Here is a 21,118-nt window from a genome sequence, read left to right as displayed (position 1 = left end):
GGGCGCCCGGTTTTCGCGGCCTCCGGCCGCGATGTCCCGGACGAAAGAGTCCGCCGACTCAGGCCGCCATCAGCCGCCGCTGGCCGCGTCCAGCCGCGCGATCTCCTCGTGCGACAGCGCGAGCTTCGCCGCGCCGAGCAGCTCCAGCAGCTGCTCCACGCTGGTCGCGCTGGCGATCGGCGCGGTGATGCCGGGCCGCGCCATCAGCCAGGCCAGCGCCACCTGCGCCGGCGTGGCGCGGTGCGCGGCGGCCACCTCGTCGAGCGCGGCCAGCACCGCCAGGCCCTGCGGGTTGAGGTACTTCCGCACCGCGCCGCCGCGCGCGGCGCTCTTGGCGAGGTCCGCCTCGCTGCGGTACTTGCCGCTCAGGAAGCCGCTGGCCAGCGAGTAGTAGCCGATCACGCCCAGCTCCTCGCGCCGCGCCAGCGGCTCCAGTTCCCTTTCGTAGCCGGCGCGGGCGACCAGGTTGTATTCCGGCTGCAGGCTCTCGTAGCGCGGCAGGCCGTGCGCGGCGGAGACCTTCAGCGCCTCGGCGAGGCGGTCGGCGTCGTAGTTGGAGGCGCCGATCGCGCGCACCTTGCCTTCCTCGATCAGCCGGCCGAACTCGCCCAGCGTCTCGGCCAGCGGCACCGAGGGATCGTCCTCGTGCGCCTGGTACAGGTCGATGCGGTCGGTCTGCAGGCGCCGGAGCGAGCCCTCCACCGCGGCGCGGATGTTGATCGGCGCCAGGCCCTTGTGCTCCACCCACTTGCCGACCTTGGTGGCCAGCGTCACGCGGTCGCGCTTGCCGCTTGCCTTCAGCCACCTGCCGACGATGGTCTCCGACTCGCCGCCGCGGTTGCCCGGCACCCAGGCCGAATAGACGTCCGCGGTGTCGATCAGGTCGAAGCCGTTGTCGACGAAGGCGTCGAGCAGCTCGAACGAGCGCTTTTCGTCCACGCTCCAGCCGAACACGTTGCCGCCGAAGGCGAGCGGCGCGACATGCAGGGACGAACGGCCGAGTCTGCGCTTGTGCATGGGTCTCTCCGCAGCGGGGTGGGTATGATCGGAGGCTCGCGCCCGTGTCCGCGCGCGGCGCCATCGTCCAGACCATATGGGAGGTTGCATGAAAGGCAAGTCCAGGCACGCATTGCGCACCGCCGCCCTCGCGGCGTCGCTGCTGGGCTGCGTCGGCGCAGTGGCGGCGACGCGGCCCTGGATGGACGCCGCGCAGCCGCCCGACGCGCGCGCGAACGCGCTGCAGGCGCAGCTCACCCTGGAGGAGAAGCTGCAGCTGGTCCGCAGCGTGTTCGCCCAGCCGGATGCCGCCAAGGGCCGGCCGATGCCGGCCGGCGCGCTGGGCTCGGCCGGCTACGTGCCGGGCATCCCGCGGCTGGGCATCCCGGCGCTGCAGGAGAGCGACGCGGGGCTGGGCGTGGCCAACCCCGCCAACGTGCGCCCCGGCGACGGCGCCACCTCGCTGCCCGCGGGGCTGGCGGTGGCGGCCAGCTGGGACCCGGCGGTCGCCTACGCCGGTGGCGCGATGATCGGCGGCGAGGCGCACGCCAAGGGCTTCAACGTGCTGCTGGCCGGCGGCATCGACCTGCAGCGCGAGCCGCGCAACGGCCGCAACTTCGAGTACGCCGGCGAGGACCCGCTGCTGGCCGGCACCCTCGTCGGCGAGGCGATCCGCGGCATCCAGGGCAGGCACGTGCTCTCCACCATCAAGCACTACGCGCTCAACGACCAGGAGACCGCGCGCAACACCATCGACGTGCGCATCGGCGAGCGTGCCGCGCGCGAGTCGGACCTGCTCGCCTTCGAGCTGGCGATCGAGCGCGGCCGGCCCGGCTCGGTGATGTGCTCGTACAACAAGGTCGACGGCGACTGGGCCTGCGAGAACGACTTCCTGCTCAACCAGGTGCTCAAGGGCGACTGGAAGTACCCGGGCTTCGTGATGTCCGACTGGGGCGCGGTGCACAGCGTGGCCAAGGCGGCCAACGCCGGCCTCGACCAGGAGTCGGCCGGCGACGTGTTCGACGCGCAGGTGTTCTTCGACGCGCCGCTGAAGGAGGCGCTGGCCAGGGGCGAGGTGAAGCCGGCGCGGCTGGACGACATGGTCCACCGCATCCTGCGCAGCATGTTCGCCGCCGGGCTGTTCGACCACCCGGCGGCGAAGGCGCCGATCGACGAGCGCGCCAGCCTCGGCGTGGCGCGGCGCGCCGAGGAGGCCGGCGCGGTGCTGCTGCGCAACGAGCATGCCCTGCTGCCGCTGGCGCGGCCGGCGTCCATCGCGGTGATCGGCGCGCACGCGGACAAGGGCGTGCTGGCCGGCGGCGGTTCCTCGCTGGTGATCCCGCGCGGCGGCAACGCGGTGCCGGGGCTCAAGCCCGAGACCTGGCCGGGCCCGGTGGTGTACCACCCGTCCGCGCCGCTGGCGGCGATCCGCGCGCTGGCCGGCAAGGCCAGGGTGGACTTCGCCCCGGGCGACGACCCGGCCGCCGCCGCGGCGCTGGCGGCGAAGGCGCAGGTGGCGGTGGTGTTCGTGCAGCAGTGGGCGGCCGAGTCGGTGGACGCGGCGGACCTCGCGCTGCCTGACCATCAGGATGCGCTGGTCGAGGCGGTGGCCAAGGCCAACCCGCGCACCGTGGTGGTGCTGGAGACCAACAGCCCGGTGGCGATGCCGTGGCTGGACCGCGTCGGCGCGGTGCTGGCGGCCTGGTACCCGGGCAGCGCGGGCGGCGAGGCGATCGCCAACCTGCTGTTCGGCAGGGCCGACCCCTCCGGGCGCCTGCCGATCACCTGGCCGCGCGACCTGGCGCAGTTGCCGCGGCCGGTGCTGGAAGGCGCGGGCGCTGCGCCGGGCACGCCGCCGCCGGCCTCGGTGGACTACGCCATCGAGGGCGCCGACGTCGGCTACCGCTGGTTCCAGCGCCAGGGGCTGGAACCGCTGTTCCCGTTCGGCTACGGGCTTTCCTACACGCGCTTCGAGCACGGCGCGCCGAAGGTCGCGCTGAAGGACGGGCTGCCGCGGGTCAGCGTGGAAGTGCGCAACGTCGGCAAGCGCGCCGGCGCCGACGTGGTGCAGGTGTACGCGCAGGTGCCCGGCTCGCCGATCCGCCGGCTGGCCGGCTTCGCCAAGGTGGCGCTGCAGCCGGGCCAGGCGCGCACGGTGGAGGTGGCGCTGGAGCCGCGCCTGCTGTCCGACTTCGACACGGCCAAGCGGCACTGGGTGCTGCGCGGCGGCGACTACGCGCTGTACGTGGGCCGCTCGGCGACCGACCTGGCGGAGCCGGTGCACGTGCAGCTGCCGGCGCGCGAGTGAGCGGCAGGGCGGGGCGGGGACGCCGTTCCCGCTTCCGCTCTCGCCGGTTGCGCGGCCGCGTCGCGCGCGGAAGCCGGCGGCTGCGGCGTGCCTCGGAGCCTGTCCACGCGCTCCTCGTGACCACGGGGGCCGATCGCGCGCGGGCCAAGCAAAGAGCGTCAAGGAATGGATGCCGGTCCGCGACGGCGCGGCATGGCGGGGAGCGGGAGCGGGGCGATGGTCGGGGCATCGCGGCCGGAAGCCGCTCCCACGAGGCTTGCGCGGCTCCTGTGGGAGCGGCCTCCGCCCGCGATCGGCCTGACGCGGGACCGCCAGCGGCCGAGTGCCATCTCCACACCCGCCTGCGGTTCATCCAACTGGCCTTCCTGGCGCTCTTCCCCGGCTGGCTCTCAGCCGCCTTCGGGCGACTCGGCGGCCAGCCGCAACGCCGGCCGCGCCACCGGCGCGCGGTCCGGCCGCGCCGGCGCGGCGCCGGCGGGCGCCTTGCGGCCCAGACCCGGCGCGGCGTCGCCGGTGCGCGCCAGGCGGCGCGCCAGCGCCGGGTCGTGGATGTAGCCGTGCAGGAACAGCAGGTCGGTCCAGGGCGAGCTCATGGCGGGGATGTCCATGGGGTGCGGGCATGTTGCGTCGCTCAAGCTAGCGCCGGCCCATGACCCGAAAAAGCGATATATTCGCAAGCCAGGCTTGAGGGATATTCAAGATGAGTCGGGTTCCGCTGGGACTGCTGCAGCAGTTCGTGCTGGTCGCCCGGCAGGGCAACCTGTCGCGCGCGGCGGCGCAGGCCAACCTCACCGTCAGCGCGCTCAGCCACCAGATCCGCCAGCTGGAGGAGCGGCTGGAGCGGCGCCTGTTCGAGCGCGGCCCGCGCGGCGTGGCGCTCACCGTGGAAGGCCGCTGCCTGCTGGAATCGGTGGGCGAGCATTTCGACGGCATCGAGCGCGCGCTGGCGCGCTACCGCGTGCGCCGGCACGACGCGCTCACCCTGAGCGCCAGCTCCGGCATCATGTCCAGCTGGCTGATGCCGCGGCTGCCCAAGCTGGTGGCGGCGCACCCGGAGCTGGAGCTCAACCTGCAGACCGGCTCGGCGCTGGTGGACTTCGCGCGCGAGCCGGTGGACGCCGCGCTGCGCTACGGCCGCGGCGACTGGGAGGGCCTGAGCTGCGAGCGCCTGTTCGGCGAGTGGCTGGCGCCGGTGGCGACGCCGGCGCTGGTCGAGCGCATGCGCGCGCGGGGCGTCGGCGCGGACGAGCTGGCGCGCTGGCCGCTGCTGGGCGACCCCGGCGACCGCTGGCGCGAATGGTTCGGGCAGTTCGGCGGTGCGCCGCCGCCGCGCTACGTGGCGCACTTCGACAACACCGACGCGCTGCGCCACGCCGCGCTGGAAGGGCTGGGCGTGGCGCTGGGCCGCATGGTCACCTCGCGCTCGCTGATCGAGGCCGGCCGGCTGGTGGTGCTGGGCCAGCGCTACCTGGCGGTGAAGGAGGCCTACCACCTGGTCTGCCCGCCGCGCTCGCGCGAGCACCGCGGCGTGCAGGCGTTCCGCGCCTGGCTGCTGGACGAGGCGGCCGCCTACCGCCGCCAGCTGGCCGAGGCGCACGCGGTGCCGGCCGGCTGAGCGCGGCGGGCCCGCGCTCGCGTAGAATGCGCACCGCGCCGCCGCCCGGCGGCGTTCCAACATCCCGCAACACCCACCATAAGGACGTCCTATGCAACGCACCGCCATCCTCGTCGACGGCGCTTTCTTCCTTGCGCGCTACCGCAAGGTGTGGGCCGACCGCGATCCCAACGACGCCCGCACCGTGGCCAAGACCGTGTTCGGCATGGCGCTGGAGCACCTCAAGGCGCTGGACCGCCCGCGCGACGCGCTCTACCGCATCTTCTTCTACGACTGCCCGCCGCTGGAGAAGACCCTGACCAAGCCGATCAGCGGCGAGACCTTCGACTTCGCGCGCACCAACGCCGCCGGCTTCCGCCGCGACCTGCACGACCAGCTGCGCCGCCAGCGCAAGCTGGCGCTGCGCCTGGGCCGGCTGGCCGACCGCGGCGAGTGGCAGTTGAAGCGCAACGTCTACCAGCAGCTGCACGACGCCGAGCTGGAGTGGGAGGACCTGAACGACGAGCATTTCGAGCCGGACATGCGCCAGACCCAGGTGGACATGAAGATCGGCATCGACATCGCCACGCTCACCCACAAGAAGCTGGTCGACCAGATCATCCTGGTGGCCGGCGACGGCGACTTCATCCCGGCCGCCAAGCTGGCCCGCTACGAGGGCATCGACTTCATCCTCGACCCGATGTGGCAGGGCATCGCGCCGGACCTGCACGAGCACATCGACGGGCTGCAGTCGGTGTGCCCGCGGCCGTTCTGACGCCTTCCACCCGCGCTACACGCGGCCGGCGGCAGTCTGGCCGCCAGGCCTGACAGGAAAAGGGAGTTCCCATGCGGTATCCGTCCATGCTGCTGCTGGGGCTGGCGCTCGCGGGCGCCGCGTCCGCGCAGGACCAGCCCTCCGGCGCGCTGGTGCCGCCCACCAGCGCCAGCGAGTACACCGCCGGCCAGCTCGACCGCGTGCTGGCCGGGCCGTGGCGCCCGGCCGCCGAGCGCGCGCGCGACGCCTGGCGCCACCCCAAGGCCACGCTGGACTTCTTCGGCGTGCGGCCGGACCAGACGGTGGTGGAGATCACCCCGGGCGCCGGCTGGTACAGCGCCATCCTCGCCCCGCTGCTGCGCGACGACGGCCGCTACGTGGCGGCGGTGCAGGCCGGCGGCGGCGGCGAGGCGCGCCGCGACGAGGCCGCGCTGCGCCAGCGCTTCGCCGCCAACCCGGCGGTGTACGGCAAGGCCGTCATCGTCACCTTCGACCCGAAGGCGCCGGTGTTCGGCCCGCCCGGCTCGGCCGACGTGGTGCTCACCTTCCGCAACGTGCACAACTGGGCCGAGGCCGGCACCGCGGCGGCGATGTTCAAGGCGTTCTACGCCGTGCTCAGGCCCGGCGGCGTGCTCGGCGTGGTCGACCACCGCGCCGCGCCCGGCGCGAAGCTGGAGGCGGTGAAGGACAGCGGCTACCTGCCGGTCGACTACGTGGTGAAGCTGGCCACCGACGCCGGCTTCGTGCTGGACGGGCAGAGCGAGGTCAACGCCAACCCGAAGGACGACCGCAACCATCCCAGGGGCGTGTGGACGCTGCCGCCCACGCTGGCGCTGGGCGAGCAGGACAAGGCCAGGTATCTGGCGATCGGCGAGTCCGACCGCATGACGCTGCGCTTCGTCAAGCCGCAGGCACCGGCATCGTCCGCCTCCGCGCGCTGAGCCTGCCGCGGCGGCGCCGGTGCTGGTCGCGCTCAACAAGCCCTACGGTGTGCTGTGCCAGTTCACCGCGGGCGACGGCCGGCCCACGCTGGCCGCCTACGTGCGGCAGAAGGACGTCTATCCGGCCGGACGGCTGGACCACGACAGCGAGGGCCTGTTGCTGCTCACCGACGACGGCCGCCTGGCGCACCGGCTCACCGACCCGCGCCACAAGCAGCCCAAGACCTACCTGGTGCAGGTGGACGGCGAGGTCAGCGACGAGGCGCTCGCCGCGCTGCGCCGCGGCGTGCTGCTGAAGGACGGCCCGACCCTGCCCGCGCAGGCCGCGCGCGCGGCCGAGCCGGAGTGGCTGTGGCCGCGCGACCCGCCGGTGCGCTACCGCAGGAGCATTCCCACCAGCTGGATCGAGATCACCCTGCGCGAGGGCCGCAACCGCCAGGTGCGGCGGATGACCGCCGCGGCGGGCTTTCCGACCCTGCGGCTGATCCGCGTGCGGATCGGGCCGTATGCGCTGGACGGCCTGGCGCCGGGCGAGACGCGCGTGCTGGGGTGAAGTGGCGCCGATGCCGGAGATGTTCCGGGTTTTCGGGTAAAGGCATCGCGGTCTCCGGCCGCGAAAAAATCCCTCGCCGCCCACGCTTTCCCCAAACGCCGATAATCAGCACCTCCCACCCGTCCGGAATCCCCATGGACTTCAAGGACCACTTCTCCGCCCACGCCGAGTTGTACCGCGACGCGCGCCCGCTGCCGCCGGCCGACTGGTTCGACTGGCTGGCCGGGCAGGCGCCCGCGCGCGGGCTGGCCTGGGACGCCGGCTGCGGCAACGGCCAGGCCAGCGTGGGCTTGGCCGCGCACTTCGCACGGGTGGTGGCCACCGATCCCAGCGCCGGCCAGATCGCGCAGGCGTCCGCGCACGAGCGCATCGAGTACCGCGTGGAACCGGCCGAGCGCAGCACGCTCGCCGCCGCCAGCGCCGACCTGGTCACCGTGTCGCAGGCGCTGCACTGGTTCGACCTGCCGGTCTTCTACGCCGAGGTGCGCCGCGTGGCGCGGCCGGGCGCGCTGCTGGCCGTGTCCGCCTACGGCAACTGCAGCGTGGATCGTGCGGTGGACGCGGTGGAGCGCCGCCTCTACGCCGACACCCTGGGCGGCGACTGGCCGCCCGAGCGCGCGCTGGTGGACGCGGGCTACCGCACGCTGCCGTTCCCGTTCGCGCGCGTCGGGGCGCCGAGCTTCCTGATGCGCGCGGACTGGAACCTCGACCAGTTCCTCGCCTACCTGCGCTCGTGGTCGGCCGCGCAGCGGCACCTGAAGCGCACCGGCGTCGACGCGGTGGAGGCAGTCGCGCCGGAGCTGGCCGCGGCCTGGGGCGATCCCGCGCGGGTGCGCGCGGTGCGCTGGCCGTTCTTCGCCCTGGCCGGCCGCGTGGACTGAGGCTTCCGCCTCGCGCCGGGCAAACAGTGCGATGGACCGGCGTTCCGACAAGCCTGCTCCCTCTCCCCTCCGGGGAGAGAGTTGGGATGAGGGGCCGCCTTGGCGGCAAGCCGCCATCCTGCCGTCGCTTGAGCGAGGCGCTACCGCGAGCCCCGTCCCCTCACCTCATTCCTCTCCCCGGAGGGGAGAGGAGGCGCAATGGCCGGTCGCTGCCGCAAGCCGTGCGCCCTCTCCCCGCCGGGGAGAGGGTTGGGGTGAGGGGCCGCCCTGGTGCCAAGTCACCATCCTGACGTCGCTTGAGCGAGGCGCTACCGCGAGCCCCGTCCCCTCACCTCATTCCTCTCCCCGGAGGGGAGAGGAGGCGCAATGGCCGGTCGCCGCAAGCCGTGCGCCCTCTCCCCGCCGGGGAGAGGGTTGGGGTGAGGGGACGTACCAGCGCCAAGCCACCATCCTGCCCTCACTTGGGCAAGGCGTTGCCGCGAGCCCCGTCCCATCACCTCATTCCTCTCACCAAAGGGGAGAGGAGGCGCAACGGCCAGCCGCTGCCGCAAGTTGTGCGTGTCCCTCGGGGAGAGGATGCGCGAAGGCCCCCCGCGGGCCTCAACCCTCCGCCAACCCGAAGAACGCCACCGCCGCCGCCGTGCTGTGCGCCGCGGTCGTCTCCGCGCTCTCGCCGCGGTCGCGCGCGATCTCTTCGCAGATGTGCTTCAGGTACATCGGCTCGTTGCGCCGGTGCGAGGGATGCGGGCGCACCGTGCGCGGCAGCAGGTAGGGCGCGTCGGTCTCGATCAGCAGGCGGCCGGCGGGGATGTCCTTCACCAGCTCGCGCAGGTGGGTGCCGCGCCGCTCGTCGCAGATCCAGCCGGTGATGCCGATGTGGCAGTCCAGGTCCAGGTAGTCGCGCAGCGCCTCGCCGGTGTCGGTGAAGCAGTGCACCACCGCGGTGGGCACGCGGTCGCGGTAGCGCCTGAGCAGCGCCAGGAAGTCCGCGTGCGCGTCGCGCTGGTGCAGGAACAGCGGCTTGCCCAGCTCCGCCGCGATGGCGAGCTGGCGCTCGAACGCCTCCAGCTGCGCCTCGCGCGGCGAGTAGTTGCGGTGGTAGTCCAGCCCGGTCTCGCCCACCGCGCGCACCGCAGGATCCTGCGCCAGCTCGCGCAGGCGCGCGTCGGTGGCCTCGTCGTAGTCGACCGCGTGGTGCGGGTGCACCCCGGCGGTGGCCCACAGCAGGCCCGGATGCGCGCGCGCCAGCGCCAGCGCGTGCTCGCTGCCCTCGCGCGAGGCGCCGGTCACCACCAGCCGCGTCACGCCGTGCGCGCGGGCGCGCTCCAGCACCGCGTCGAGGTCGTGGCGGAAGGATTCGTGGGTGAGGTTGGCGCCGATGTCGACGAGCTGCATGCGCGGTCTCCGCTGCGGGACCGGCCATTATCCGGGCGGCCGCGGCCGCGCGTCACCCGCCCGCCGCGCGGCGCGGGCGGGGGCGCCCGGCGCCGGCCTTTTCGTGACCGGCGTCGCCCCCGACTCGCGTTCGTTCGGGCGGATGTGCTAACTATGGGCCTCTTTGCCGGCGAGGGGGCGTCGGCAGCGGGATGTCTTTCCTATATACGCGGTCAACGGGGTGGATGCATGTCGGCAGTGTCGGAGCCGGCGGCCAACGGGGCGGGGACGGCGCTGGGCGACCGCGAGGCGGCCGTCTGCGCGCTGCTGGTGTCGCGCGGCAGCCTGAAGGACAGCGACCTGGGCCGGGCCCGGCGGCTGCACGAGGAAGCCCCCGAGGGCACCCTCACCGCGCTGCTGGCGCGGCTCGGCCTGGTGTCCGAGCGCGACCTGGCGCAGGCCTGGTCCGAGCTGCTCGGCGCGCCGCTGCTGGCCGCCGCCGAGGCGCCGGAGCTGGCGCCGCCGGAGCTGGAGCTGTCGGTGCGCTTCCTCAAGCAGCAGCACGTGGTGCCGGTGCGCGAGGGCGAGGACGGCCTGGCGCTGGTGGTGGCCGACCCGGCCGACCCGTACCCGCTGCACGCGGTGGAGCTGGCCGCCGGCAAGCCGGTCAGCCTGCGCATCGGCCTGCGCTCGGAGATCGACGACCTGATCGAGCGCTACTACGGCGCCGGCCGCTCGGCGATGGGCACCATCGTGGAGAACCTCGACGGCAGCGCCGCCGAGGAGGAGGACGTGGAGCACCTGCGCGACCTCGCCTCCGAGGCGCCGGTGATCCGCCTGGTCAACCTGATCCTGCAGCGCGCGGTGGAGCAGCGCGCCTCGGACGTGCACATCGAGCCGTTCGAGAACCGCCTGAAGGTGCGCTACCGCATCGACGGCGTGCTGCACGAGGTGGAGGCGCCGCCGGCCTCGTCCACCGCGGCGGTGATCTCGCGCGTGAAGATCATGGCCAAGCTCAACATCGCCGAGCGCCGCCTGCCGCAGGACGGCCGCATCCAGCTGCGCGTGCAGGGGAAGGAGCTGGACCTGCGCGTGTCCACCGTGCCGACCAGCTTCGGCGAGTCGGTGGTGATGCGCATCCTGGACCGCGAGACGGTGGCGTTCGACTTCGCCGAGCTGGGCTTCACCGACGCCTTCCGCGAGCGCTTCGTGGAGGTGCTGGAGCGCCCGCACGGCATCCTGCTCGTCACCGGCCCCACCGGCTCGGGCAAGAGCACCACGCTGTACACGGCGCTGTCGAAGATCAACACGCCGGACGTGAAGATCATCACCGTGGAGGACCCGGTCGAATACCAGCTCGAGGGCATCAACCAGATCCAGGTGAAGCCACAGATCGGGCTGGACTTCGCCAACGCGCTGCGCTCGATCATGCGCCAGGACCCGGACGTCATCATGATCGGCGAGATGCGCGACCTGGAGACCTGCCGCATCGCGATCCAGTCCGCGCTCACCGGCCACCTGGTGCTGTCCACGCTGCACACCAACAGCGCCGCCGGCGGCGTCACCCGCCTGCTCGACATGGGCGTGGAGGACTACCTGCTGGGCTCCACCGTCAACGGCATCCTGGCGCAGCGGCTGGTGCGGCGGCTCGACCCGGCCACGGCGGTGCCCTACGAGCCCGCGTCCGAGGTGGTCGAGCAGTTCCAGTTGGAGAAATACGCGCAAGGGCGACCGATCCGGCTGTGGAAGCCGGTCCCCAGCGCGGCCAACCCCACCGGCTACCGCGGCCGCCGCGCGATCATGGAGTTCCTGGTGATGAGCGACGCGCTGCGCCGGCTGGTGATGCAGCGCGCCGACGCCGGCGAGATCGAGCGCCAGGCGCGCGCCGAGGGCATGCGCACCATGTACGAGGACGGCATCGCCAAGGCGCTGGCCGGCGTCACCACGCTGGAGGAGGTGCTGCGTGTCACGCAGGAGGGCTGACGCCATTGCTCCCTCTCCCCAAGGGGGAGAGGGGGCAAACGTGCCGGGCGGGGTCGCATGGGCTTGCGCTAGCCGGAAGCCGGGGGCGGCGGGTCCCATGAGTCTGTTCGTACTATCGCGAGCACCCGCCCCTCACCCCAACCCTCTCCCCGGCGGGGAGAGGGGGCAAACGTGCCGTGCGGGTTCGCGTGCGGTCGAGCTTGCCGGAAGCCGGGGGCGGCGGGCCCTATGAGTCTGTTTGTATATCGGGCGGTCAGCGCCGCCGGCGAACTGCTGCAGGGGCAGATGGAGGCCGCCAGCGTCGAGGAGGTGGTCGGCCGCCTGCAGGACCAGGGGCATACGCCGCTGGAGGCGAAGCCGGCCGACGCCGGCGGCGGCGGCTCGGGGCTGGCCGCGCTGTTCCGGCGCGGGCCGTTCGCCGGCGACCAGCTCGCCCAGTTCACCCACCAGCTGGCCACCCTGCTCGGCGCAGGCCAGCCGCTGGACCGCGCGCTGGGCATCCTGCTCGACCTGCCCGAGGGCGAGCGCGCGAGGAAGCTGGTCGAGCGCGTGCGCGAGCGCGTGCGCGGCGGCGCGCCGCTGTCGCAGGCGCTGGAGGAGGAGCACGGCGTGTTCCCGCGGCTGTACGTCGCGCTGGTGCGCGCGGGCGAGAGCGGCGGCGCGCTGGAGGACACCCTGCGCCGCCTGGCGGACTACCTCGAACGCGCGCAGCAGCTCAAGGGCAGCATCGTCAACGCGCTGATCTACCCGGCCTTCCTGCTGGTCGGCGTGCTCGGCTCGCTGGTGCTGCTGCTGGCCTACGTGGTGCCGCAGTTCGTGCCGATCTTCGAGGACATGCAGGTGCCGATCCCCTTCATCACCCGGGCGGTGCTGGCGCTGGGCCAGTTCCTGCAATCGTGGTGGTGGCTGCTGGTGCTGCTGGTGGTCGCCGGCGTCTTCTACTGGCGCGCGCGCCTGCGCGACCCGGCGGCGCGGCTGGCCTGGCACGCGAAGCTCCTGGGCCTGCGCGTGGCCGGGCCGCTGCTGACCAGGGTGGAGACGGCGCGCATCGCGCGCACGCTGGGCACGCTGCTGAAGAACGGCGTGCCGCTGCTGTCGGCGCTGGGCATCGCGCGCCAGGTCACCTCCAACCGCGCGCTGGACGAGGCGCTGGCGCAGGCCGCCGAGCAGGTCAAGGGCGGCTCGGGGCTGGGCCTGGCGCTGGCGCAGTCGCAGCGCTTCCCGCGGCTGGCGCTGCAGATGGTGCAGGTGGGCGAGGAGGCCGGCCAGCTCGACGCGATGCTGCTCAAGGTGGCCGACACCTTCGAGCTGGAGAGCAAGCGCGCGATCGACCGCCTGCTCGCCGCGCTGGTGCCCGCGCTCACCATCGCGATGACCGTGCTGGTGGCGATCATCATGGCGGCGATCCTGCTGCCGCTGCTCAGCCTGACCAGCAATATCCAGTGACTTTTGGCCGGAGTGAATGACGATGAGGATGCGGATGAGGACATGGGGGGCACGGGGCACGGGGCACGGGGCACGGGGGGCCGTGGCGCAAGAGCGCATGTCGCCGGAATGGGTGCGATGGCGCGGCACACCAGCCACCCGCACGCATCCCCGTTCGCCGTGCCCCGTGCCCCGTTCCCGGCGCGCTCCGCGCGCCAACGGTTTCACCCTGCTCGAAATGCTCGCCGTGATCGTGCTGATCGGCATCATCGGCGCGGTGGTGGTGAGCCAGGTCGGCAAGAACGTGGACAAGGGCAAGTACGGCGCGGGCAAGGCGCAGCTCACCACGCTCTCGCAGAAGATCGAGAACTACGCGCTGGACAACGGCTCGCCGCCGGCGCAGCTCGGCGACCTGGTGGCCAAGCCCTCGAACGCGGCGAACTGGCAGGGCCCCTACGCCAAGCCGTCCGACCTCAAGGACCCGTGGGGCCACGACTTCGGCTACAAGTACCCCGGCGAGCACGGCAGCTTCGACCTGGTGTTCTACGGCCAGGACGGCCAGCCCGGCGGCGAGGGGTACAGCGCCGACGTGGGGAATTGGCAGTAATGACGGGGGAACGGGGAACGGGGAACGGGGAACGGGCGTGCGCGCGGAGCGCGTGCATGCCGCGCCGCCGTTCCCGTTCCGGCGTCGCACGCTCTTGCGCCGCGCCCCCCCGTTCCCCGTTCCCCGTTCCCCGTTCCCGGCGCGCCCCGCGCGCCAGCGGCTTCACCCTGCTCGAGCTCCTCGCCGTGATCCTGCTGATCGGCATCGCCGCCGCCGCGGTGGCGGTGTCGGTGACGCAGGGGCTGGCCGGCGCGCGCGTGCGCGCGGCCAGCGGCGAGCTGGCCGCCGCGCTGCGCGCCACGCGCGCGCAGGCGATCGTGAAGGGCGGCGAGCAGAGCTTCGAGCTGGACGTGCGCGACGCCAGCTACCGCGCCGCCGGCGGGCGCCAGGTCAAGCTGCCCGAGGGCATGCGCGTGTCCATCACCAGCGCGCGCGAGGACCAGCCCGACGGCCACACCGGCCGCATCCGCTTCTTTCCCGACGGCAGCTCCACCGGCGGCCACATCACCCTGCAGCGCGGTGCGCGGCGCTGGCAGGTCAACGTGGCCTGGCTGACCGGCGCGGTCAGCGTCACCGACGGCGTGGCCGCGCGATGAGGCGCGCGCGCGGCTTCAGCCTGCTGGAAGTGGTGGCGGCGATGCTGCTGCTGGCGATCGCCTTCGCCGCGCTGATGCAGGTGGCCGGCGGCGCGATCCGCCTGAGCGGCAGCGCCGCCGACTACAGCCGCGCCGCGCTGTGGGCGCGCAGCCTGCTCGACGGCGCCTTCGTGCTGGAACCGCTGCAGCCGGGCAGCCGCAGCGGCCGCTTCGACGGGCGGTACCGCTGGCAGCTCGACGTGCGGCCGTGGCGGCCGGCGCAGGAAGCGAACGCGCCGCCGGGGCCGGCCAGCCCGCTGGTGCTGTACCGCCTGGACCTGGCCGTGTCCTGGGGCGCGGCCGGGCGCGAGCGGGTGGCGCGTTTCAGCACGCTGCGCGTGGCGTCCGCGCCGGCGAACGGGAATGCGCCGTGAGCGCGCCGGTCTTCAGGCCTCCTCCGGGAGCAATCTCCGTGGGAGCGGCCGCCGGCCGCGATGGCCGCACTGTCCGAGCCAGCCGGCATCGCGGCCGGCGGCCGCTCCCACGGAGACCGCTCCCACAAAGGCTGCTCCCACAGGAGGCACTGCCACGGAAGTCGCCGTCGCCCCCGCGCGGCTTCAGCCTGCTCGAGGTGCTCGGCGCGCTCGCGCTGCTGGCGCTGCTGCTGCTGGGCGTGTACTCGGGCATCCGCACCGCCACGCAGAGCGTGCAGGCCGGCGGCGCGGCGATCGAGCGGCTGGACCGCATCCGCTCCGCGCAGGAGTTCCTGCGCCGCGAGCTGGCGCAGGCGATGGCGCAGCCGATCGGCCGCGACGACCGCGGCGACGCGCTGTACTTCAAGGGCACGCCGCACGAGCTGAGCTTCGTCGCGCCGCTGCCCGGCTACCTCGGCAAGCTCGGCCCGCAGGTGCAGACGCTGGCGCTGGTCGACAACGGCCGGGGCGGCCAGCGGCTGGAGATCCGCTTCGCCGCGCTGCCGTTCGACGGCCAGCCGCCGAAGCCGGAAGGACGGCCGGAGGTGCTGCTCGACGACGTGCGCGAGGGTGCCTTCAGCTACCGCGGCATCGACGCGCAGGGCCGTCCCGGCGACTGGCAGGGCAGCTGGCCGGACGGCCGCCTGCTGCCCTCGCTGGTGCGCATCGAGCTGACCCCGCCCGCGCCCGAGCGCTGGCCGCGGCTGGACGCGCCGCTGCGCGTGGACGTCAGCGCCAGCTTGACCCGGCCCGGCCTGCTGCAGGGCCTGCGCATCCAGAGGATGCGGCAGTGAGCGCGCGCCGCCCCGCCGGCCGCACCCAGCGCGGCATCGCCCTGCTGGTGGTGCTGTGGGCGTGCACGCTGCTGGCGATCCTGCTCGGCGGCTACGCCGCGCTGGCGCGCACCGAGGGCCTGCAGGCGCGCTACCAGTTCGCGCAGACGCGGGCGCACTACGCCGCCGAGGCCGGGCTGGCGCAGGCGGTCTACGCGCTGCAGGACCCGCAGCCGCAGCGGCGCTGGGTGCCCGACGGGCGCAGCTACGAGCTGCGCTTCGACGATGCCCGCGTCAGCGTCAGCGCGGTCGACGAGGGCGGCAAGCTCGACCTCGACGCCGCCACGCCGGAGTCGCTGCAGGCGTTCTTCCGCGCCGCGGGCATGCCGGCGGCGGACGCGCAGCGGCTGGCGGCGGCCGTGGCGGCCTGGCGCAGCCCGCCGCAGCCCGGCCTGGATGCGTCCGGGCTGGCCGGAAGCGCGCCGGCGCGCCACGCGCCGTTCGCCAGCATCGAGGAACTGCAGCAGGTGCCCGGCATGACGCCGGCGCTGTACCGGCGCATCGCCGGCGACATCACCATCTGGTCCGGCCGCGCCGCGCCCGATCCGGGCAGCGCCTCGGCGCTGGCGCTGGCCGCGGTGCCCGGCATGACGCCGCAACAGATCGCGCAGATCCTTGCGCGGCGGCAGCGCCCGGACCGCGCGGCTTCGCTGGCCGTGGCGACGGGGGTCACGCATAGTATCCGCGCCGAGGCCACGCTGGCTGACGGCACGCGCGCGGTATTGCGCGCCACGGTGCGCCTGCAGGGGGGCAGGTCCGGGGCGCAGCCGTACGCGGTATTGCATTGGCAGGAGGGTGACGGGGGATGAGTAACGGCGCGATGCAGACGTTGCGACCGCCGCTGGAGCGCGCGCGGCGCGCCTGGCGCGCGTCGCCGCTGCCGGGGTTCCTGCGCTGGTGGGGCGGCGAGCTGGCCGCGCTGCTGCCGGCCGGCTGGCGGCGGCGCTTCGGCGGCGGCGCCGCGTGGTTCCTGCTCGAGCGCGACGGTGCGCACTGGCATCTGCGCGGCGGCGCCGTCGTCGCCGCCTGGCCGGCCGACGCGCCGGCCGGCGAGCAGCGCGCCGCGCTGGATGCCGCGGTGCGCGGCGTGGACGCGGAGGACCTGCGCCTGGCCCTGCTGCTGCCCGCGGGGCAGGTGCTGCGCCGCACGCTCTCGCTGCCCGGGGCCGCCGCCGAGAACCTCGCCCGGGTCGGCGCCTTCGAGATGGACCGGCAGACGCCGTTCCGCGCCGAGCAGGTGCACTACGCGGTGCGCGAGCTCGCCGCGCCGGCCGCGCCCGGCCGCCTGGCGGCCGAGCTGGTGGCGGTGCCGCGCGCCACGCTCGATCCGCTGCTGGCGCAGCTGCGCGAGGCCGGCATCGCGGTGGACGCGGTGGACGTGGCCGAGGGCGGCGGCCGCCTCGGCGTCGACCTGCTGCCGCCCGGCCAGGCGCCGCGCCGGCGCCGGCCGCGGCTGCGCCTCAACCTTGCGCTCGGCGCCGCCTGCCTGGCGCTGCTGGCGCTGGTGCTGGCGCAGTGGCTGCACAACCGCGAGCAGGCGCTGGAGCAGATGCGCGCCGAGGTCGAGTCGATGCGCGCGCAGGCGCAACAGGTGGCGGCGCTGCGCCAGCAGTGGCAGGACAACGTCGGCGCCGCCGGCTTCCTGGTGCAGCGCAAGCAGCGCAGCGTGAGCCGGCTCGCGCTGCTGCAGGAGCTCACCCGGCGGCTGCCGGAGTCGGCCTGGCTGGAGCGCTTCAGCCTGGACGGCAGCGGCCAGCTCGGCTTCCAGGGCCAGGCGCAGCAGGCGGTGAAGCTGATCGACGCGCTGAAGGACTCGCCGCTGATCGCCGACCCCAACTTCCAGGGCAGCATCCAGCCCGACCCCGGCAGCGGCAAGGACCGCTTCTACATGCTGGCGCAGCTGCGCCAGCCGCCCGCGCCGGCGGCGAAACCCGCCGCGGGAGGCACGCCATGAAGGCGCCCGCCCTCAAGCCGCGCGAGCAGCGCGTCGCCGCGGTGCTGCTGTTGCTGCTGGCGCTGGCGCTGGCCTACCTGCTGCTGCTGCACTGGTGGTTCGTGGCGCCGCTGCGCGCGATCGCCGCGGAGATGGACGACCTGCGCGACACGCACAGCCGCTACGCCGCCGCCATCGCCGAGAAGCCACTGCTGGAGAAGCGCATTGCCGCGCTCGGCGCCGGCCAGGCCGCCAGCGCCGCGTTCCTGCCGGAGGACGACCCGGCCGCGGCCAGCGCCGGGCTGATGCAGCGCGCGGTGGACGTGGCCGCCGCGCATCCGCAGAACGGCGGCTGCGAGGTCACCCAGAAGATGCCCGTCCCCTCGCCGCCGCCGGCGCCGGGCGAGCCCTACCGCAAGGTGGCGGTGACGATCAGCATGCGCTGCGACATCGAGCCGCTGGCCGCGGTGCTGTACGACCTGGAGCAGGGCACGCCGTACCTGTTCGTCGACGACCTCAGCATCTACCGCAACCCGGTGGCCGCGCAGGAGAAGGGCGCGGGCGTGCCGCTGGAGGTGCAGTTCGCGCTGTCCGGCTACGTGCGCCCCGCGCGCGGCGCGCCGCCGGCGGAGCCGCCGCAGGGCCAGGGAGGTGCGCCGTGAACGCCGCCGCGCAACGCCGGCTCACGCCGCCGCTGGCGATCCTCGCCGCGCTGCTCGGCCTGCTGCTGCTGGCGCTGCTGGCCGGGCTCGGCCGCGGCGTGCGCTGGGACCCGCCGCGCGCCGCCGCGGCGCCGCCCGACGCGCACGCCGCGCGGCCGCTGCCGCCGGCGCCGCCGCTGCAGCAGTTCGCCGAGGTGTGGACGCGCCCGCTGTTCAACCCGTCGCGGCGGCCGGTGGCGCGCGCCGCCGCCGGCAACGGCAACCTGGGCGAGCTGCAGCTCACCGGCATCATCCTCACCCCGCAGCTGCGCATGGCGCTGCTGCGCGGCCGCGACGGCACCGAGGTGCGCGTGCGCGAGGGCGCCGCGCTGCCGGACGGCAGCAGCACCCTGGTCGAGGTCCGCCCGCGCGGGGCGGTGTTCGAGGGCGCCGGCGGGCGCGTCGAGATGGAACTGCCCGCCGGCGCGCCGATCGACGCGCCCAGCCGCGCCGGCGGCCCGGTGCCGCAACCGCCGCCGGCCGGAGGCGCCGCCGCGCCGCCGCCGGCGGAGCTGGTCAGGCCGGTGGGCCGGCCCGTGCCGATGCGGGTGGTCGCCGGCGGCGACAGCCCGGACCGCGAGGAACGCCCGCGCCAGGACGAGGCCGCCACCCAGGCCGCGCGCGTGCAGCAGCTCAAGGCCCTCATCGAGAAACGCCGGGCCGCGCAGGCGGCCGGGAACCATCAAGGAGATCGCTGATCCATGTCCCGCCTGTTCAAGCTCCCGCTCGCCCGTGCCGGCCTGGCCGCCCTGCTGGTCTGCCTGGCCGGCTGCGCCAGCCTGCCGCAGCCGCAGGACAACGGCGAACTCCAGCGCGAGGCCATGGCCGGCACCGAGCTGCCCGCGCCCGCGCCGCTGCCGCTCAACAACCGCAACGCCGCGCCGGCCGAGGGCGCCACGCGGCCGCAGCTGAGCAACGGCAGCGGCCGCTTCATCCGCCCCACGCCGCTGGCCGCGCCGCGCGCGCCGGCCGCCGGCGACGGCGCGGTCACCCTCAACTTCGAGAACCAGCCGGTGCAGGCGGTGGTGAAGGCGATCCTGGGCGACCTGCTGAAGAAGAACTACACCATCGTGCCCGGCGTGCAGGGCAACGTGTCCTTCTCCACCGCGCAGCCGGTGGATTCCAGCCAGGCGCTGCCGATCCTGGAGACCCTGCTGTCCTGGACCGGCAACGCGCTGGTGCAGCGCGGCGACGGCTACGTGGTGATGCCGGCCAAGGAAGCGGTGGCCGGCAACCTGGTGCCGGGGCTGGGCGCCAGCGCGCCGGTCGGCGGCCTGCAGGCGCGGCTGTTCCCGCTGCGCTACATCGGCGCGGCGGAGATGCAGAAGCTGATCAAGCCGTTCGCGCGGCCGGACTCGGTGCTGCTGGTCGACCCGGCGCGCAACCTGATCGTGCTGTCCGGCACGTCGGACGAGCTCGCCAACTACCAGCGCACCGTGCAGACCTTCGACGTGGACTGGCTGCGCGGCATGTCGGTGGGCGTGTTCAGCCTGGAGCGCGCCAACGTGACCGAGCTGATGCCCAAGCTCGACGCCATGTTCGGCAAGAGCGGCGACACGCCGCTGGCCGGCATGCTGCGCTTCATCCCGATCGAGCGCACCAACGCGCTGGTGGTGATCAGCACGCAGCCGGACTACCTGCAGGAGGTGGGCGAGTGGATCGCGCGCATCGACCGCGGCGGCGGCAACGAGCCGCAGCTGTACGTGTACGACGTGCGCAACATCAAGGCCTCCGACCTGGCGCGCTACCTGGCGCAGATCTATGCCAACGGCGCCGGCGGCGGCTCGGAGCAGGGCGGGCAGGTGGGGCCGGGCCTCACCTCGGGCACGCTGGGCAGTACCGGCGGCGCCGGCGGCGCAGCCATGGGCAGCCTGGCCGGCAGCTTCGGCAGCGCCGGCGGCTTCGGCAATGCCGGCAACGGCGGCCTCAACGGCACGTCGGCCGGCGGGCTCGGCGGCACCGCCGGGGGAGGCCGCGACGCGGGGACGACGGGCACCGGCTTCGTCAACGGCGGCGGCCTGGCCGCGGGCGGCGGCGGCGCGACCGGCGCCAGCGCCGACCAGCAGTACAGCTCGTCCGACGGCGTCACCCGGATCAGCTCGGTGGACGCCAACAACCAGTTGCTGGTGCGCACGCGGCCCTCGCAGTGGAACGAGATCGAGACGGCGATCAAGCGCCTGGACAACGTGCCGCTGCAGGTGCAGATCGAGACGCGCATCCTGGAGGTCAAGCTCACCGGGCAGTTCAGCTTCGGCGTGCAGTGGTATCTGGAAGGGCTGATCGGCGGCTCGGTCGACAGCAACGGCAATTACACGCCCGGCCAGCCCGGCAACCAGCAGCAATGGGCGCTGGGCCAGGGCGGCGCTACTTATAACCCGGGCTCATCGACTTCGCCTGGCGACGGGTTCTTCTATTCCTTCGTGAACCACAATCTGCAGGTGGCCTTGCGCGCGCTGGAAGTCAGCGGCAATACCAAGACCCTGTCGGCGCCGTCGCTGGTGGTGCTCAACAACCAGACTGCCATGTTCAATGTCGGCGACCAGGTGCCGATCAACCAGACCAGCGTGTCCGCCATCGGCACCGACAACACCTACAACTCGGTCACCTATTTGAACACCGGCGTGCAATTGGCGGTGCAGCCGCGGGTGAACCCGGGCGGCCTGGTCTATCTCAACGTGCAACAGATCGTCAGCACGCCGGACTATACGCACGCCACCAACGGCAACCCCTCGGTGTCGCAGCGCGCGATGACGACCGAGGTGGCCGTGCAGAGCGGGCAGACCGTGCTGCTCGGCGGCCTGATCCAGCAGGACGAGGGCCAGACCGACACCGGCATCCCCGGCCTCAACCGCATCCCGGTGCTGGGCCGCCTGTTCGGCAGCACCAGCCGCAGCCGCAACCGCACCGAGCTGATCGTGCTGATCACGCCGCGCGTGATCAGCAGCAGCGAGGAGGCGCGCCAGGTCACGGACGAGTACCAGCGCAAGTTCGAGTCGCTGGCGCCGCTGCGGGCGGGAAGCAGGGAAACGGGAGCGGCGGCCAAGCCCTAGGAGCAGGGAGCGCGCCGACTCGCATTCCCGTGGCGCGGGCGACGAGCGTCGAGCCGCACGCAAGGTCCGGCGCCGTGACGCCCTCTCCCCTCCGGGGAGAGGGCCGGGGTGAGGGG

At 74.0% G+C, this 21,118-nt stretch carries 19 protein-coding genes and 1 pseudogene; 17 read left to right on the top strand and 3 right to left on the bottom strand.

Translation table 11 applies throughout. The annotated features are described in order from the left end of the window. Positions 1–69: 69 nt before the first annotated feature. Positions 70–1,017, bottom strand: coding sequence for an aldo/keto reductase (locus C7456_RS10955; RefSeq protein ID WP_109723787.1), 948 nt, complete (start codon positions 1,015–1,017; stop codon positions 70–72). Between the two features lie 88 nt (positions 1,018–1,105). Here C7456_RS10955 and C7456_RS10950 point away from each other — a divergent pair, with 88 nt between their 5' ends. Next, the gene (locus C7456_RS10950; RefSeq protein ID WP_109723786.1) at positions 1,106–3,304 is read left to right on the top strand and encodes a beta-glucosidase family protein; all 2,199 of its coding nucleotides are present in this window, start codon (positions 1,106–1,108) and stop codon (positions 3,302–3,304) included. A 389-nt stretch (positions 3,305–3,693) separates the two neighbouring features. Here C7456_RS10950 and C7456_RS10945 read toward each other — a convergent pair whose 3' ends face one another. After that, positions 3,694–3,897 carry a hypothetical protein gene (locus C7456_RS10945; RefSeq protein ID WP_139942816.1) on the bottom strand — a complete coding sequence of 68 codons (204 nt, stop codon included), beginning with the start codon at positions 3,895–3,897 and terminating at the stop codon, positions 3,694–3,696. Positions 3,898–4,004: 107 nt separating this feature from the next. Between C7456_RS10945 and C7456_RS10940 the strand changes: the two genes are divergently transcribed. From C7456_RS10940 to C7456_RS10920, 5 genes are all read left to right on the top strand, one after another. Next, a complete protein-coding gene (locus tag C7456_RS10940) occupies positions 4,005–4,919 on the top strand; it encodes a LysR substrate-binding domain-containing protein (protein ID WP_109723784.1) in 915 nt (304 codons plus the stop codon). Between the two features lie 91 nt (positions 4,920–5,010). Next, on the top strand, positions 5,011–5,673 hold the full coding sequence (locus C7456_RS10935) for an NYN domain-containing protein (protein WP_109723783.1): 663 nt from the start codon (positions 5,011–5,013) through the stop codon (positions 5,671–5,673). Positions 5,674–5,744: 71 nt separating this feature from the next. After that, entirely contained in the window at positions 5,745–6,614 is an 870-nt protein-coding gene (locus tag C7456_RS10930) for a class I SAM-dependent methyltransferase (protein ID WP_109723782.1), read from the top strand. Between the two features lie 19 nt (positions 6,615–6,633). Then, positions 6,634–7,167, top strand: coding sequence for a pseudouridine synthase (locus C7456_RS10925; protein ID WP_109723781.1), 534 nt, complete (start codon positions 6,634–6,636; stop codon positions 7,165–7,167). A 134-nt stretch (positions 7,168–7,301) separates the two neighbouring features. Continuing rightward, positions 7,302–8,048: a class I SAM-dependent methyltransferase gene (locus tag C7456_RS10920; RefSeq protein ID WP_109723780.1), complete on the top strand. Its 747-nt coding sequence runs from the start codon at positions 7,302–7,304 to the stop codon at positions 8,046–8,048. A 600-nt stretch (positions 8,049–8,648) separates the two neighbouring features. On the opposite strand, the gene C7456_RS10915 is transcribed toward C7456_RS10920, so the two are convergent. Continuing rightward, on the bottom strand, positions 8,649–9,443 hold the full coding sequence (locus C7456_RS10915; RefSeq protein ID WP_109723779.1) for a TatD family hydrolase: 795 nt from the start codon (positions 9,441–9,443) through the stop codon (positions 8,649–8,651). Between the two features lie 228 nt (positions 9,444–9,671). Here C7456_RS10915 and gspE point away from each other — a divergent pair, with 228 nt between their 5' ends. From gspE to gspD, 11 genes and pseudogenes are all read left to right on the top strand, one after another. Then, on the top strand, positions 9,672–11,405 hold the full coding sequence (gene gspE / locus C7456_RS10910) for a type II secretion system ATPase GspE (protein ID WP_109723778.1): 1,734 nt from the start codon (positions 9,672–9,674) through the stop codon (positions 11,403–11,405). A gap of 228 nt (positions 11,406–11,633) precedes the next feature. Continuing rightward, positions 11,634–12,851, top strand: coding sequence for a type II secretion system inner membrane protein GspF (gene gspF, locus C7456_RS10905; RefSeq protein ID WP_109723777.1), 1,218 nt, complete (start codon positions 11,634–11,636; stop codon positions 12,849–12,851). A 166-nt stretch (positions 12,852–13,017) separates the two neighbouring features. After that, a complete protein-coding gene (gene gspG / locus C7456_RS10900; RefSeq protein ID WP_281268517.1) occupies positions 13,018–13,437 on the top strand; it encodes a type II secretion system major pseudopilin GspG in 420 nt (139 codons plus the stop codon). Between the two features lie 152 nt (positions 13,438–13,589). Then, positions 13,590–14,033: pseudogene (locus tag C7456_RS10895) on the top strand (GspH/FimT family pseudopilin); the annotation flags it as partial. Continuing rightward, the gene (locus C7456_RS10890) at positions 14,030–14,446 is read left to right on the top strand and encodes a prepilin-type N-terminal cleavage/methylation domain-containing protein (protein WP_109723774.1); all 417 of its coding nucleotides are present in this window, start codon (positions 14,030–14,032) and stop codon (positions 14,444–14,446) included. The pseudogene C7456_RS10895 and the gene C7456_RS10890, both read left to right, overlap by 4 nt. Positions 14,447–14,577: 131 nt before the next feature. Then, a complete protein-coding gene (locus C7456_RS10885) occupies positions 14,578–15,279 on the top strand; it encodes a prepilin-type N-terminal cleavage/methylation domain-containing protein (protein ID WP_425454632.1) in 702 nt (233 codons plus the stop codon). Then, positions 15,276–16,127, top strand: coding sequence for a type II secretion system minor pseudopilin (locus C7456_RS10880; protein ID WP_245889837.1), 852 nt, complete (start codon positions 15,276–15,278; stop codon positions 16,125–16,127). The genes C7456_RS10885 and C7456_RS10880 overlap by 4 nt, the downstream gene beginning before the upstream one ends. Before the next feature lie 11 nt (positions 16,128–16,138). Beyond that, positions 16,139–17,272 carry a type II secretion system protein GspL gene (locus C7456_RS10875; protein WP_245889836.1) on the top strand — a complete coding sequence of 378 codons (1,134 nt, stop codon included), beginning with the start codon at positions 16,139–16,141 and terminating at the stop codon, positions 17,270–17,272. Continuing rightward, complete coding sequence (gspM, locus tag C7456_RS10870) at positions 17,269–17,913, top strand: type II secretion system protein GspM (RefSeq protein WP_109723772.1); 645 nt, start codon at positions 17,269–17,271, stop codon at positions 17,911–17,913. Before C7456_RS10875 ends, gspM begins: the two co-directional genes overlap by 4 nt. Next, positions 17,910–18,650, top strand: coding sequence for a general secretion pathway protein GspN (locus C7456_RS10865; protein WP_109723771.1), 741 nt, complete (start codon positions 17,910–17,912; stop codon positions 18,648–18,650). The genes gspM and C7456_RS10865 overlap by 4 nt, the downstream gene beginning before the upstream one ends. Positions 18,651–18,653: 3 nt before the next feature. After that, entirely contained in the window at positions 18,654–21,002 is a 2,349-nt protein-coding gene (gspD, locus tag C7456_RS10860) for a type II secretion system secretin GspD (protein ID WP_109723770.1), read from the top strand. Positions 21,003–21,118 lie beyond the last annotated feature (116 nt).

This window comes from Fulvimonas soli (genome assembly GCF_003148905.1).
Classification (GTDB): Bacteria; Pseudomonadota; Gammaproteobacteria; order Xanthomonadales; family Rhodanobacteraceae; genus Fulvimonas; species Fulvimonas soli.
This window is presented reverse-complemented; position numbering and strand designations above follow the sequence as displayed.